This is a genomic window from Candidatus Thiothrix putei, assembly GCA_029972225.1.
Classification (GTDB): domain Bacteria; phylum Pseudomonadota; class Gammaproteobacteria; order Thiotrichales; family Thiotrichaceae; genus Thiothrix; species Thiothrix putei.
In genome coordinates this window covers 2995411-3009734 of the sequence record CP124756.1, presented here as the reverse complement: position 1 = coordinate 3009734, position 14324 = coordinate 2995411, and the positions used below count along the sequence as shown (strand labels likewise).

General features: G+C 50.4%; 12 protein-coding genes and 1 pseudogene. 10 read left to right on the top strand and 3 right to left on the bottom strand.

The genetic code is table 11. The features are described from left to right. The first annotated feature begins 31 nt into the window (after positions 1-31). The 7 genes and pseudogenes from QJT81_15445 (at position 32) to QJT81_15415 (ending at position 5971) form a co-directional block, all read left to right on the top strand. Entirely contained in the window at positions 32-655 is a 624-nt protein-coding gene (locus tag QJT81_15445) for an IS607 family transposase (protein WGZ93199.1), read from the top strand. Then, on the top strand, positions 652-1860 hold the full coding sequence (locus tag QJT81_15440) for an RNA-guided endonuclease TnpB family protein (GenBank protein ID WGZ93198.1): 1209 nt from the start codon (positions 652-654) through the stop codon (positions 1858-1860). The genes QJT81_15445 and QJT81_15440 overlap by 4 nt, the downstream gene beginning before the upstream one ends. Positions 1861-1907: 47 nt before the next feature. Then, a complete protein-coding gene (locus QJT81_15435; protein WGZ93197.1) occupies positions 1908-2156 on the top strand; it encodes a hypothetical protein in 249 nt (82 codons plus the stop codon). After that, the gene (locus tag QJT81_15430; protein ID WGZ93196.1) at positions 2149-2631 is read left to right on the top strand and encodes a hypothetical protein; all 483 of its coding nucleotides are present in this window, start codon (positions 2149-2151) and stop codon (positions 2629-2631) included. The genes QJT81_15435 and QJT81_15430 overlap by 8 nt, the downstream gene beginning before the upstream one ends. Before the next feature lie 96 nt (positions 2632-2727). Beyond that, a pseudogene (locus QJT81_15425) lies at positions 2728-4052 on the top strand (UPF0236 family protein). A gap of 103 nt (positions 4053-4155) precedes the next feature. After that, a complete protein-coding gene (hemB, locus tag QJT81_15420; GenBank protein WGZ93195.1) occupies positions 4156-5163 on the top strand; it encodes a porphobilinogen synthase in 1008 nt (335 codons plus the stop codon). Between the two features lie 34 nt (positions 5164-5197). Further along, positions 5198-5971 (top strand): HAD family hydrolase, encoded by a 774-nt coding sequence (locus QJT81_15415; GenBank protein ID WGZ93194.1) that lies wholly within the window; start codon positions 5198-5200, stop codon positions 5969-5971. On the opposite strand, the gene QJT81_15410 is transcribed toward QJT81_15415, so the two are convergent. Continuing rightward, the gene (locus QJT81_15410) at positions 5949-7862 is read right to left on the bottom strand and encodes a peroxidase family protein (protein ID WGZ93193.1); all 1914 of its coding nucleotides are present in this window, start codon (positions 7860-7862) and stop codon (positions 5949-5951) included. The genes QJT81_15415 and QJT81_15410 overlap by 23 nt on opposite strands. A 144-nt stretch (positions 7863-8006) precedes the next feature. Then, positions 8007-8843, bottom strand: coding sequence for a hypothetical protein (locus tag QJT81_15405; protein ID WGZ93192.1), 837 nt, complete (start codon positions 8841-8843; stop codon positions 8007-8009). Positions 8844-9019: 176 nt separating this feature from the next. On the opposite strand from QJT81_15405, the gene QJT81_15400 reads away from it, so the two are divergent. From QJT81_15400 to QJT81_15390, 3 genes are all read left to right on the top strand, one after another. Further along, entirely contained in the window at positions 9020-9352 is a 333-nt protein-coding gene (locus tag QJT81_15400; protein ID WGZ93191.1) for a hypothetical protein, read from the top strand. Positions 9353-9357: 5 nt separating this feature from the next. Beyond that, the gene (locus QJT81_15395) at positions 9358-10368 is read left to right on the top strand and encodes a potassium channel family protein (GenBank protein ID WGZ93190.1); all 1011 of its coding nucleotides are present in this window, start codon (positions 9358-9360) and stop codon (positions 10366-10368) included. Between the two features lie 72 nt (positions 10369-10440). Continuing rightward, the gene (locus QJT81_15390) at positions 10441-10920 is read left to right on the top strand and encodes a low molecular weight protein-tyrosine-phosphatase (GenBank protein ID WGZ93189.1); all 480 of its coding nucleotides are present in this window, start codon (positions 10441-10443) and stop codon (positions 10918-10920) included. 28 nt (positions 10921-10948) lie between these two features. Here the strand turns inward: QJT81_15390 and QJT81_15385 are convergent, their stop codons facing one another. Then, complete coding sequence (locus tag QJT81_15385; GenBank protein WGZ93188.1) at positions 10949-14068, bottom strand: Rne/Rng family ribonuclease; 3120 nt, start codon at positions 14066-14068, stop codon at positions 10949-10951. Between the last annotated feature and the right edge of the window lie 256 nt (positions 14069-14324).

The window sequence follows — 14324 nt, the reverse complement described above, 5'->3', positions numbered from 1 at the left end:
ATATAACTAAATCTACTCTATGCTAATCAATATGAATAGATTAGTCCCCATCAGTGAAGCATCAAAACTGCTTGGCGTGTCAGTTTCCACCCTGCGCCGCTGGGAAGCGGAAGGTCGGCTAATCCCCGAACACACCTCCGGTAAACACCGCCGTTACGATATGTTGAAACTCAAGCCGGAACTGTTCCGTGCCAGCGAAGACAGTCGCAAGACGCTTGCCTACGCCCGTGTATCCAGTGCTGACCAAAAAGACGATTTGGAACGCCAAAAGCAAGTGCTGGAACTCTATTGTGCCCAACAGGGCTGGACATTCGAGCTAATATCCGACCTCGGTTCAGGCATGAACTACTACAAAAAAGGACTAAAACGCCTGCTCAACAAGATTTTGGTTGGCAATGTCGGGCGACTGGTCATCACCCACAAAGACCGCCTGCTGCGGTTTGGTGCGGAACTGGTGTTCTCCATCTGCGAAGCCAAACAAGTGGAAGTGGTGATCGTAAACAAGGGCGAAGACACCACCTTTGAGGAAGATTTGGCAACCGATGTGCTGGAAATCATCACGGTTTTCTCGGCACGGCTGTACGGCTCACGTTCGCGCAAAAACAAAAAGTTGCTGGACGGGGTAAAGAAAGCCGTGGAAGAATCGCAAGTATGATCATCAGCCACAAAATCCGCCTCGACCCCAACAACCAGCAAGCCACGTACTTTGCCAAAGCCGCTGGCACAGCACGGTTCGCCTACAACTGGGCGTTGGCAGAATGGCAAACCCAATACGCCGCATGGAAAGACGATAACATCCAGCCAAAACCCAACCAAATGGGCTTGCGCCGCCAATTGAACGCCATCAAACGCGAACAATTCCCCTGGATGCTGGAAGTCACCAAAAACGCCCCGCAAATGGCGATTATCCAACTCGGTGCAGCTTTCAAGAACTTCTTTGCGGAGCGAGCCAAGTACCCGCAATTCAAAAAGAAAGGCAAAAGCCGCGACAGTTTCACCCTCACCAACGACCAGTTCAGCCTTGACGGTTGCCGCATCCGCATTCCCAACCTTGGGTTAGTACGGATGCGGGAAACGTTACGCTTTTCCGGTAAAATTCTCTCTGCCACGATTTCCCGCACCGCTGATCAGTGGTTCGCCAGCATCACCGTGGACACCACCTCAAACCACCTCCCGCCTGCCAAAAACCAAGGCACGGTAGGGGTGGATTTGGGCGTATCTGCACTGGCAACCCTATCAACGGGGGAAAAAGTAGTTGGGGCAAAGCCGCATAAAGCCTTGCTTTCCCGCCTAAAACGGCTCTCGCGCAGCCTGTCCCGCAAGGTCAAAGGCAGTGCCAACTGCCACAAGGCGAAGCAGAAGCTGGCAAAACTTCACGCCCGTATCGCCAATATCCGCCAAGACAGTTTGCACCAGCTCACCACGGATTTGACCCGCCGTTTTCACACCATCGGCATTGAAAACTTGAACGTATCGGGCATGGTGAAAAACCGTCATTTATCGCGTGCCATCAGTGACATGGGGTTTTTCGAGTTTCGCCGTCAACTGGAATACAAGGCGGAAATGCGCGGTGCGGTGGTCGTGGTGGCTGATCGGTTTTTTGCCTCCAGCAAAACCTGTTCTACTGCTGGCTGTGGGCATAAAGTGGACAAGCTGCCACTGTCGGTACGTGAATGGACTTGCCCCGTTTGCGGTGCAGTCCATGACCGTGACATCAATGCCGCCAAAAATTTGAAAAAATATGCCGTGAGTTACACGGTGTCTGCCTGTGGAGGGGAAGGCTCTGGTCTTGGGCGCAAGCCGAAGACGAAACCAGCCCCCGTGAAGCAGGAATTCAACACCATGACTACTTTTAGTTAGCTATAAGTAGATTTGGGTAGGTTTGAAATAACGGTGGAGTGTTGTCTATGAAGAAGCGTATTTCTCTAGTGGTGACGGCGTTGTGTGTTTTATTGCCATTGGCTGGATGTGCGACCAGCACTGCCGCTGAAAAATCACCAGGAAAAACCATCGAAAAAGCGGCTACGGCTGTTGATACAGTGCGTGGGTTTTATGAGCGTTACCTTGCTAAGTACTTATGCAAAAGTTTTTCGGAAAAACCACCCCTTACAAATCAATCGGTTACGATTGCAAAGTTCCGAGTAACTGATGCCTAAGTACTTACTTTCGTCAAAGATGCGAATGGTGCAGGAAAACGGGCAATGGGTGGCGGACGACATTCTGTATCCCGATGGCAAAAGGCTGTATTCCACCCGCAAGGCGTTGGCGGATGAACGTGCGAGCCTATCGGAAACCAGTAAGGCAGCTGAACGCATCAAATTTGCCAAGGGTGCATCCAGTGCCACCGTTACAGGCAAGTTGGCGGACTTTGACAGCGAACAAAACTACGTCATCGGGGTGGGCAAAGGCCAAGCCATGACCGTTGAACAGCTTGGCAGTAAAAGTGATGGCAAGGTTTCCATCTACATCACCGACCCCAAGGGTGAAAACGCTAACGATATGGATTTGTCCTGCCACAGCAATGCAACGGTCAAGCCGACTATTGCAGGCGACTACAACATTCAGGTGGTCGAGTGTAAGAAGGCTGATCCGTGGAAAGGTAAGTTCGTACTTAAGGTCACTGTCAATTAGGTGTCTGATGACCAGTACAGACGGGGTGTGAACAAAAGTGCGGTGTCCTGTAGACTAAGATGGCATCCCCTAAAACCAGAGAAAAAGGACTTTCCCATGTTGACAGTTAGCTCCCGCGACCAAAAACTTTTAGAAGCCTTGAACCGCAACCCAGCATTAAAAGCTCGGATGGAAGGGCTAATCGAGGTGGTTGAAAATGCCGGTGATGACATTATCAAAGCAGCAGACGCCGAACAGCGGGTGATAGAAGAACTGCGCCAAATGGGAAATGATGCGATCACTGCATGGGCAAACAAACGTGTAGAAAAATGCACAGCCCCAGCCTGTGAAGAAGGCATTGGGAAGTATGTAAAGAGTGGAAAAAAAACTGTCATTGGCACACGACCTACGGAAAAATCCACATAAGCGAACCGGTCTACCGGATTCCCGGCAAGCGTGTCCGCCCCTTTAGCCAGAGTGCCGAGGTTGTTTGCCGAGGCTGTTCGCTCCCGCTGCAACGGGCGGTGACGGACTTTGGGGCGGACTGTTCATTTGCTCAAGTGCCTGATAAATTAGAAGAACATTACGGGATACGGCTGGCATCCAGCAGCATCCGACACATCACCGAAGGTCACGCCAAACGCATCCATGAATCCCAAGTGTTGATAAAAGACTATCCAAGCACGTTGGGAAAAGCCTATGTCATTGCCGAAATGGACGGCAGCATGATCCCCATCGTCGAGATTGACGAAACAGCCCCCGACAAGCGCAAAGGCAAAAAGGAAAGCTGGAAAGAAGCCCGCCTGTGTCTTGCCCACGCCAAAGGCAGTGCTACGCCAACGTTTGGCGCAATATTCGGTGGCACGGTAGAAGATGCTGGAAAAATCTTATTCGACACCGCCTGCCGTGCTGGATTTGGAAAAAGCACGTTCCTCCATGCGGTGGGTGATGGGGCAAGCTGGATCAACCGTCAAGTGGATGAACAATTTGGCACACAAGGACATTACCTGATTGATTTTTATCATGTTTGTGAATACCTATCAGCAGCATCCGCAAGCTGTTCATGCCTCAAGGACAAGGATAAATGGTTTGCCAAACAGAAAAAAGCCCTACAGGATGGTCAAGCTCAAGCGGTCATCGACACACTGAAACCTTTCCTCGAAGCAGAAACGGTAGAAGACAGTAACGCCCCAGTACGAGCTTGTCACCGTTACCTGAGCAACCGCATTGAGCAACTGGATTACCCGACAGCAAAATCCCTCGGATTGCCCGTGGGGTCGGGCGAAATAGAAAGTGCACACCGTTACATCATCCAGCAACGCTTAAAAAAATCGGGGGCATGGTGGAAAAGTGATAATGCGGCGGATATGTTGGCGTTGAGGGTCATGCGGGGAAACCAGCAATGGAAGCATTATTGGCGAAACACCGCTGAGGCGGCATGAGGTTTACCGCACTTTTGTTCACACCCGTACAGACGCCAATAGTTGGCATTCCCCCGACAAACGGGCAAAATAAGGCACCTTTTATTCATAGACAGGGCTTGCAATGGCTATTTATCCCGGAATGTACCCTTACACCCGTATGCGCAGGATGCGCCGTGATGATTTTTCCCGCCGTTTAATGCGCGAAAACGTGTTGACTGCCAATGATTTGATTTGGCCAGTATTTGTGATGGAAGGCGAAAATCAGCGCGAAGCCATTGCCTCTATGCCCGGTGTGGAACGCATCAGCATCGACCTGTTGGTGAAAGAAGCGGAGGAGGCATTCAAACTGGGTATCCCGGCAATGGCGATTTTCCCCGTGACCCCGCAAGCAGCTAAAACCGATAAGGCGGAAGAGGCGTGGAACCCAGATGGCTTGGCGCAACGCACAGTGCGGGCAATCAAAGCTGCCGTGCCGGAACTGGGTGTGATTACCGACGTGGCGCTTGACCCGTTCACTTCGCACGGGCAAGACGGTTTGATGGATGTGAATGGCTACATCCTTAACGATGAAACGGTATCTGCACTGGTGAAACAGGCACTTTCCCATGCTGAAGCGGGAGCAGATGTGGTTGCGCCTTCTGATATGATGGATGGGCGCATCGGTGAAATCCGTGACGTGTTGGAACAGCACGGGCATTTGAATGTACGGATTCTGGCGTATTCTGCGAAATACGCTTCCAGCTTTTATGGTCCGTTCCGGGATGCCGTTGGTTCAGCAGCAAACTTGAAGGGCGGTAATAAATACAGTTACCAGATGGATCCTGCCAATTCCGACGAAGCCTTGTGGGAAGTCGCGCTCGACCTGCAAGAAGGTGCGGATATGGTGATGATCAAGCCGGGGATGCCCTACCTCGACATCGTGCGCCGCATCAAAGAAGAGTTCAAAGCACCGACCTACGTTTACCATGTCAGCGGGGAGTACGCGATGCTGAAAGCGGCGGGCATGAATGGCTGGATCAATGAAAAGGCATGTGTGCTGGAAGCCTTGTTGGGGATGAAACGGGCCGGTGCGGATGGGATTTTGACGTATTACGCCAAGCAGGTGGCGGAGTGGTTAAAAAATCCATAAATTACCTTGCCCAATATAACTTTAGGAAAAAATCATGCCACAACTCACTGCACTGTTATTCGATGTAGACGGTACGCTTGCGGATACCGAACGTGATGGACATCGCCCCGCCTTCAACAAGGCTTTTGCCGAAGCGGGCTTAGATTGGGATTGGACGGTGGAACTGTATGCCGATCTGCTGACCGTAACCGGTGGTAAAGAGCGTATTCGCTATTTCGTCGAAAAATACCTGCCAAGTTTTACTCCCGAAGAGGGGCTTGCCGGGTTTGCAGCACGGATGCATAAACGCAAAACCCATTTTTATTTGGAGATGTTGCAAGCGGGTGAAATTCCTTTGCGTGTAGGGGCAGAACGCTTGATTCGGGAAGCGCGTGCGGCTGGCTTACGTTTAGGAATTGCTACCACGACGACGCCTGAAAATGTTACTTATTTGCTGAAAGCTACTTTGGGTGAGGAATCTATTGGCTGGTTTGAGTGCATTGCGGCGGGTGATATTGTGCCTAAGAAAAAGCCTGCGCCGGATATTTATGCGTATGCCATGCAACAAATGGGCTTGCAGCCTGAAGAGTGTTTGGCGTTTGAAGATTCTGATAATGGCATTCGCTCTTCCACAGCAGCCAATCTGAAAACCATTGTGACCATTAACGATTACACCCGCGACCACGATTTCAGCAAAGCAGTGTTGGTGGTGGATCAGTTTGGTGAGGCGGATGCGCCTTTCACGGTGTTGCAAGGTGACGCAGGTAGTGAGTCCTACGCCACCCTTGCGCTATTGCAGCACGTGTTTAACCAAGGAAACCGTTTCTGAGTGATTGCATGAAGTCTCGGACTTGCTGCGGTGTCAGCGGTTGGCCTGATTGCATCATTTGCTGAAGCATCGTGCTCATCTGTGAGCGGCTATTGTTGCGGGTATCCACCCCTAGTGAGCGGGTGACACTGTAACTTTGTGTCACAGGCGATTGCTGTGCTGGTGTGGTGGGTTGCGGTTGTTCGCTCAAATGGCTATTGGACGCAACAAACGCATTTTTCTGCACATTATCGAAGTCGGTATTGCGCTCGATAATGTCAGACAGTTTGGTGTTTTTAATAGTTTGTAGCTCTTTACCGGAGAACTGGTTTTCATACCAGAAACGGTCACCATCACGTAAACGGGTGAATTGATCACCGATGATCTTGGTGAAGGTTTGCCCGAATAAGGAATCACCGACCGGCTTTTCTGCTAAACCGGCTACCCACAGGTCAACATCGGCAGGCTTATCGTAAACACTCGCCAGTTTGTCGCCAAAGCCTTCGCGCCAGACATTGGAGTCAAAGCTATTGACTGGGCGCAACCCTAAGGCTTCACGGGTATCGCCGTAGCCTGCCAAACCGTGATCACGACCGCGTTGGATATTGACGGCGGCGAGGTCTAAACCACCTTGTGGGAACAGGAAGTTACGCACATCATCCACAATCATGGGGTCAACGGCTTGCGCGGTTTGCGACGCTGCACCACGTAAAATAGGGTCGATCCCGGATTCCATGACTTTATCTGGGCGGAAAAAAGCGTCACGTAACGCTACATTGCCTTGCTCGATGGTTTGCCCGTTTTCATCCAAGCGCAGCAGATTAGGAGACAGCATGGTGTGACCCATGCGGAATGCGGCGGTGGCAAAAGCATTGTCAATCGACGGATCAACGTTGGGTTTGTAGCCGGTGTATTTTGGAATCGCATTTTTACCGATCAGATTCGGCAGGAACTCGTTGTAAGTAATCGCTTGCATTTGTGCGACGTTGACTTTGCGCGCTTCTTGATAGATTTGTTCATCGCTCATGGACGGATTCTTTTGTGCAATCTCATCCGCCAGACGGTTGTGTTCACGTACCCATAAGGTGTGCATCGACGTTAAGCCAATGTTTTCGTTAGAACGAACATCCCCAGCGATGAATTGCCCGTTTTCCATGGGCATCATGTCCCCTGCAGACATCTGCAATTTTCCGCCTTCATGGGTGCGTAGTTTGCTGGCATATTCAGCATCTGAGCCATACACATTGGAGCCGTCAATAAATGCGGTAATGTGATTGCTTTGTTGGCGTTGTCCGTTGGCATCTAAGGTAGCAGCGCTGCGTGATAGTTGGATAGAAGCGGTGCCTGTGCCTTCAGGGTCAAATTGTGGATCACCGGCTGGAATGGCAATTGGTGCTTTTTCGGCAGTGTTTGTGGGGGTTTCGGTGATGTCATGGTCAAGAAACTGCCCCCACATCCAGAATAGGTCGCTTAAGCCTTTTTGGTTGACGGTATTTGCGCCATCTTGTGCCGCAACAGCATTACTGATGGTGCGCGGGTTAGGCAGGCGTTGTTCGGTAGCGCCACCGGGTTCACGGCTGCTGTCTTGGGGAATGCTGCGCTTGTGTTGGATGCCAGCCGAACCCCATGTTGGATTTTTCTTGTTATTGCCAGTGCCATCTATGCTGCGGTATTCAGTGAGTTGTGGCTGAGGTTTGGGGTTGTACTTGTTTTCGAGTTGCGCCAGCAGTTGCTGAATCAAATTCGCTACATTCTGCAAAGCGTTCTTATTGCCGCCGTTGTAGCCAGGTAACTGAAGCAATGCACTGATGGCTTGCGGCGTGGCTGTCAGGATGCCGCTGGTGCTGCCTGAGGCGGAAGTTTGCCCGTATCCTTGGGATGAGGAGCGGGTATTGTTGTCAATGTTTTGCATGTCATGAATCCTTGTGTTGATCAATCCTTTGAAAAAAATCCATTTGTGAATTTTGCACAAAAAATACGCCAGACAAAGCTGGCGTAACAAGGATGACGTTTCTGACCGCTAAGGTTTTAAAGATAAGCGGTTGCTGATACAGGACTAGTAGGTGCTTAACAATGATTGGGCACGGTACGTATTCAGACGAGTGCGCCAGCCTGGGAGCCATTTGGCTTCGCCGCGTTCGGGTGAGGAGTTGGCGATACGACGCACCAAAACTTCTTCGGCAGCCCGTGCAAATTCATCTAAAGCCTGTGAACCTGCTTGAACCGGGCGCATGGTCAATAGTACTTGTAGCAAGCCCCAACCTTGACCGTTGTAGCGTTCAGTAGGGCTAGTGCCTTCTCCTTTGAAGTTGACGTAATCCAATAGTGGATATAATCCGCGCTGAGTTTTTTCGATCGCTTGGTAGTTTTGCAGTACGCGGTCACGGTCTTGTGGGGCGACTTGTGCCAGCATAATGGGTAAAGCGCGGGTGAGGCGTTCTGCCATGTAATTGGCCTGAATATTCATGGTTTGTTGCAGGAATGTGCGTAATTGCTGCATTTCCGGGTCATTGCGAGCGCGTTCAAACGCCGCTTTGTTTGCCCATGGTGCGGTACGTACTGTGCGATTAGTTAGCCATTGTGGTACGGGAACACCTTGTGCTTTGGTGTAGTCGATCAGGCCGGGGAAGGTTTCGGTATAAGGGCCACGATGCCCTGCTGGATACCAGATGAAGTGTCCGATACCGAGTGAGGCGAATTCTTCGCGGTCATTCCACACCACTAGTAACGCGGGGTTACCACTGGTTTCATTGCGATAAACCTTGTCGGCAATCCAATTCAAGTCTTTGGCGGGAACCACTGTTGGTGTAGGAGGCGTCTGTTGGCTCATTGGTGCACAGGCAGATAACCCTAAACCAGCAATAACAACCAGTGACAATGCTATTTTTTTCATGACAAGCCCTTGTGTCCTTGTAAAATAAAAAAGGTATTCACGCCAGAATACCTGTATGGATTCAAGTTGATAGAGCCTCGTTGATATTGAAAAGTTCCATTCTTTGAGCAATGCCAGTGCTTAATTTGGCTAAAAGCGTATAGTTATTAGTGTAAATAACACAGGAGGTTGATGTCATGAAAGAGAAATTACAGCAGCTTATGCAGGTGCTGACTAGTGAGCGTGAGGAGTTGCGCGTGCGTTTGCATTTGTTGGGTTTGGAGGCAAAGGAAGAATTAGAACAAGCAGAAGAGAAATGGCAAAACATGCAGTTGCGCTTACGTGATGCGGGTTGGGAGCTGAACCTGAAAGCTAAGGAAGAAATTCATGACTTAGGTGAAGATGTCGATAAGTTACAACATAAAATCGGTAATAAAGTGGAAGATATTCGTCTGGAAGTGGTGGAGGAGTTGCATGAAGTGGGCGAGGAACTTGCCGAGCTTTATCGGAAAATCCGTAGTCATTTTTAAATAGTATGCGCTTAGCTCATATCCGGCGGTGGTTATATCTGGCATTGGAAGAACAAAAAGGCAGCGATTTGGCGAAATGCTTGAATCGTTGCCTGTTGCTGTTAATCGTCGTCAATGTATGCGTGGTGGTAGCAGAATCTGAATACCGTATCTATCAAGCCTATGCGCTTTCTTTTCAGTGGTTTGAAATCTTTTCAGTTGGCGTTTTTACGTTAGAGTACCTTGTTCGAGCTTGGGTGTGTGTGGAGTCTAATCACAGGAATCTCCAGTATCCAATCAGAAGTCGCGGGCGTTATTTGCTGTCACCAATGGCTGTAGTGGACTTAATAGCGATTTTGCCTTTTTATCTCAGTTTTTTCGTGGCTGGGTTAGATTTACGGGTACTACGTAGTTTGCGCTTATTGCGCTTATTGAAATTGACACGTTACTCTCAGTCCCTAGGGTTGTTGGTGGCGGTACTGCATCAAGAAGCTGATAATTTGGTGTCAGCACTGTTTATTTTATGCATGTTGATCTTATTGTCAGCTACTGGAATTTACTTAGCGGAAGGGCATATCCAGCCTGATGAGTTTGGCAGCATTCCACGGGCATTATGGTGGTCAGCCGTTACAGTAGCAACCGTGGGTTACGGTGATGTTGTGCCGCAGACTTTAGTGGGTAAAGTATTCAGTGGAACTATTATCGTAACCGGGATTGCAGTGGCAGCACTGCCTGCCGCTATTTTAGCTTCTGGCATGATTAATGAACTAAAACGTCGCCGTGAAAACTTCCGTTTCGAGCTAGTACGTGCGATGGAAAATGGTAAGCTGGATTTTGGCGGCTTACGTTATCTGGAAAAAATGCGGGTGAAAATCGGTATTAGCCGTGCAGATGCCCGTTTGGTATTTGAGGAGGTTAAGCAAGAAACCCGTTTACAGACTTACACACATTGCCCCTATTGTTCTCAACCTATTATGGTCAAGCACCCGCCGGGACATATTCATGTGAGTCCCACGAAACAGCCACCCAAGTCTTAGTCTGTTATTGCTAACGATCATGGGCAATGGGTATATTGTTAAAACCTTAAATGTTAAGAGCTGTGTGATTTTATGGAAAAAGTGAAGGTTCTTTTTGTATGCATGGGCAATATCTGTCGTTCACCCACGGCGCAAGGTGTGTTTGCACATTTAGTGCAGTCGCAAGGTTTGGCAGATCGTATTTTGATTGATTCAGCAGGAACTCATGCTTATCACATCGGCAAGCCACCCGATTCTCGTTCGCAGGCAGCGGCAAAAGATCGTGGCTTGGATTTGTCAGAACAACGCGCCCGCAAAGTGGATATGCTAGATTTTGAGCGTTTTGACTACATTTTGGCGATGGATCGTGCCAATTTGCAAGATTTGCAGCAGTTGGCTTTTCCGCCACAGCAAGAGCGAATTTATCTATTTATGAGGTTTGCGACGCGCTGGAATACTGACGAGGTGCCAGATCCTTATTACGGTGGCAGCAGTGGCTTTGAGCGGGTGCTGGATATGGTAGAGGATGCAGCGGAAGGCTTGTTAGCGCACATCCGCCGCACTCATTTGTAGTTGTCAGTTTAGACAAGCTGCTGGGGGGTTACTCTGGCTCAGTGTGCATCCATGATGGGCGTTTTTTCACAGCGGGCGGAGCACTTTTTTCAGCCTCATTGTCTGTGGTTGAAGTAGTGGCGATTACAGGTGCTTCTGCTGTAGGAGGTGCAAGTGGCACTTCTGGCGCAGTGGGTTTTACTGTATCCGTTTCAACTAAGGGCATGTTTGTTGCGGGGGCAGGCTCCGCTAACGTGTGAACAGGTTCGGTTACGACCGGTTCGGTTACGGATATTTTCTGTGCTACTACAGCTATTGGCTCAGGTGTGGCAGGTTGTCGTTCATAGCGTGGCTGATGTGCAGGTTGTGCTGCGGTTAGGTCAATGATGAACGGTTCCATGTTTTCAGCCGCAAGCTGAGAATCCTGTTCCGTAGATGCGGGGCGCGGCGGGCGCTGTTGACGATTTTGATTACCGCGTGGACGGCGAGTGCGTCCTCTGCGTTCACGTGGCCCGCGTGGTTGGGTTTCAGTAGTCACATTGTCGTTGTCGTTGTCGTTGTCAGTTTCTGCGATGATGTCGTCAATATTATCGTCCATCTCTGGCGTTGGTAAATCAGATTGTTGGCAGATATCTTTGTTACTCTGGCTATCGTTGGAAGATGCCGGTTCAGCTTGCGCTACATCCTTCATGGCAGTTTCAGCTTCGGCAACTGCGTTGTCAGCATCATTGTTAGTTTGCAGATGCTGTTGCTGTAGTTGTTCTATTGAAGTCTCGTTTACGGGTGAGGCAGTGAGGGCTTGAGTATCAAGTTCGTTACCCGCACCCGCTGAACGGTTGCGTGATTCGCGGCGGGAACGGTCGCGACGGGGCTGTTGCTGTTGCCCGTAATCGCGGCTGTTCTCGCGTGTTTCGCGAGGTGCTGGTAATACGATTTCAACAGGTGTTTGTTCATTCATGGAGGTTGTTGTTACTGCCTCCTGTTCCTGTATTTTAGGCGGACGTGGCTCACGCGGTGGACGACGGTTATCACCAACATTGCCGGTGTTACTTTCCTCTCGCTCATTGCGGTTACGGTTATTGCGGCGGTCGTTGTTCCGCTCTGTATTGCCAGCAGGACGTTCATTTACTTGACGCTCGTTGCGGCGGTCGTTGTTCCGCTCATTACCGCGTTGTTCGTCTTGGCGATTCTGGCGAGGTTGCTGGGTTTCCTGTGCATTATTTGCGTTGCGGTTGCGTGAACCCTCGTTGATTGTACGTTCAGCATCGGGCGCTACGTCACTTCTGCCATTATTGCGATTACGGTTACGTTGTTCGCTATTCCGCTCACCACGTCGATCATTACGTTGCTGCTGATCGTTGCGCTTAGGTATTGCTGGTGCTGCCGTTTCTGCTTTGCTTTCAGCGACTTCTGCCGCTTTGTCTACATTGGGGCTGCTGCCAAATAAGCTATTAAAAATGCGCCGCATGAGTCCAGGCCCCTTGATCTGGGTAACTGTTGTCACGCTCAAGGTTGCGGCACTGGTTTCAGTTTGAGAACTGCGTGCACTTTGAGGTGCAGGTGTACTGGGCATGACATTGGTGACAGCAGCCTCAGTTGGCGCCTGGAGTTTGCTGGTATCTTGCTGGACAGTCTCTTCCGTCGCGGGAGGGGCAGGAATGTATTGATAACTGCTTTGCCCCTCCTCGTCTTCGAGGTTGTCATTGCGGATACGGCTGATGTCGTAATGCGGTGTTTCCATGTACGGGTTGGGAATAATGGTCAAATCGACATTGCGACGTTGTTGAATGTCGGTGATTGCTTGACGCTTTTCGTTCAGCAAGAAGGTCGCAACGGAAACTGGTAGGCGGGCAATGACTTTGCCGGTCATTTCCTTCATGGCTTCTTCTTCGACCAAGCGCAGGATGGACAGAGCCATCGAGTCGGTGCTGCGGATGTGACCTTGACCGGTGCAACGTGGGCAGACGATCTGGCTGGATTCGCCCAGTGACGGGCGCAAGCGTTGGCGTGACATTTCCAGCAAGCCAAAGCGGGAAATACGCCCGACTTGTACCCGTGCGCGGTCAAGTTTCATGGCATCACGCAAGCGTTTTTCGACTTCGCGTTGGTGTTTGCTGGGCAGCATGTCGATAAAGTCAATCACCACCAGGCCGCCCAAGTCACGCAAACGCAATTGACGGGCAATTTCGTCAGCCGCTTCGAGGTTGGTGTTGAGCGCGGTTTCTTCGATGTCATGCCCTTTGGTGGCACGCGCCGAGTTAATGTCGATGGAAATCAGCGCTTCGGTATGGTCAATGACGATTGCGCCGCCAGAGGGCAGGGCAACGGTGCGCTGATACGCCGTTTCGATCTGGTTTTCCACCTGAAAGCGGCTGAATAGCGGTGTGCCGTCAGTGTAAAGCTTGAGCTTGCGGATATTGTGCGGCATCACCGCCTGCATAAAATCACGCGCTTGGTTGAATACCTTGTCATTGTCGATGACAATTTCACCGATGTCGCGGCGGAAATAGTCACGCAAGGCGCGGATAATGACATTGCTTTCCTGATACAGCAGCGTCGGACCTTTGTGCTGTTGGTAGGCTTGCTGGATGGCATTCCACAAGGTTTTGAGGTAGTCCAAATCCCATGAGAGTTCTTCGGCATCGCGCTCGATACCGGCGGTGCGCACGATCACGCCCATGCTGTCGGGGATGTCTAACTCGCTCAGGGTTTGCTTGATTTGCTGGCGGTCATCGCCTTCAATGCGCCGAGAAACCCCGCCCGCTTTAGGGTTATTGGGCATCAACACCAAATAACGCCCGGCAAGGCTGAGGTAGGTGGTCAGGGCTGCGCCCTTGTTGCCGCGTTCTTCTTTATCGACTTGTACCAGAATTTCCATACCTTCGCGCATCACGTCTTTGACGTTAGGGCGACCGGTGTACTTGGCGTTCGGGTTGTAAAATTCAGGCGCAACTTCGCGGAAGGAGAGGAAACCGTGGCGTTGTGCGCCATAATTAACAAAGACGGCTTCTAAGCTGGGTTCGACGCGGGTAATTACCCCTTTGTAAATATTGGCCTTTTTCTGAGCGCGTAGGGAATGTTCAATATCGAGGTCGTATAGGCGTTGCCCATCAACCATGGCAACGCGAATTTCTTCGGGTTGGGTTGCATTAATTAAAATACGTTTCATGTACTACATAAGCCTTGGTTATGCAGCACCTGTTACCTGTTTGTTTCAGGTGGAGTCGATTAGTTTATTTCGTTTAATATCAAAGCGTTAGAAATGTTCTTTTCGCCAAGCTATGGATTAACCTTAATCGGGCCTACCTTCAGAAAGAATCGTTCGGTTGTTACGGGTCATGGAACTGCCTCATAAGGGCGCATGAAAATTGTAAACCGCTGGCGCATTCTTGCAACAGACATCAGCAACAAGTTCTGCTGTTAAT

Excerpts from the sequence above, each read along its gene's own strand:
- QJT81_15445 (WGZ93199.1), top strand. The coding sequence starts at position 32 with ATGAATAGATTAGTCCCCATCAGTGAAGCATCAAAACTGCTTGGCGTG.
- QJT81_15440 (WGZ93198.1), top strand. The coding sequence starts at position 652 with ATGATCATCAGCCACAAAATCCGCCTCGACCCCAACAACCAGCAAGCC.
- QJT81_15435 (WGZ93197.1), top strand. The coding sequence starts at position 1,908 with ATGAAGAAGCGTATTTCTCTAGTGGTGACGGCGTTGTGTGTTTTATTG.
- QJT81_15430 (WGZ93196.1), top strand. The coding sequence starts at position 2,149 with ATGCCTAAGTACTTACTTTCGTCAAAGATGCGAATGGTGCAGGAAAAC.
- hemB (WGZ93195.1), top strand. The coding sequence starts at position 4,156 with ATGGCTATTTATCCCGGAATGTACCCTTACACCCGTATGCGCAGGATG.
- QJT81_15415 (WGZ93194.1), top strand. The coding sequence starts at position 5,198 with ATGCCACAACTCACTGCACTGTTATTCGATGTAGACGGTACGCTTGCG.
- QJT81_15410 (WGZ93193.1), bottom strand. The coding sequence starts at position 7,862 with ATGCAAAACATTGACAACAATACCCGCTCCTCATCCCAAGGATACGGG.
- QJT81_15405 (WGZ93192.1), bottom strand. The coding sequence starts at position 8,843 with ATGAAAAAAATAGCATTGTCACTGGTTGTTATTGCTGGTTTAGGGTTA.
- QJT81_15400 (WGZ93191.1), top strand. The coding sequence starts at position 9,020 with ATGAAAGAGAAATTACAGCAGCTTATGCAGGTGCTGACTAGTGAGCGT.
- QJT81_15395 (WGZ93190.1), top strand. The coding sequence starts at position 9,358 with ATGCGCTTAGCTCATATCCGGCGGTGGTTATATCTGGCATTGGAAGAA.
- QJT81_15390 (WGZ93189.1), top strand. The coding sequence starts at position 10,441 with ATGGAAAAAGTGAAGGTTCTTTTTGTATGCATGGGCAATATCTGTCGT.
- QJT81_15385 (WGZ93188.1), bottom strand. The coding sequence starts at position 14,068 with ATGAAACGTATTTTAATTAATGCAACCCAACCCGAAGAAATTCGCGTT.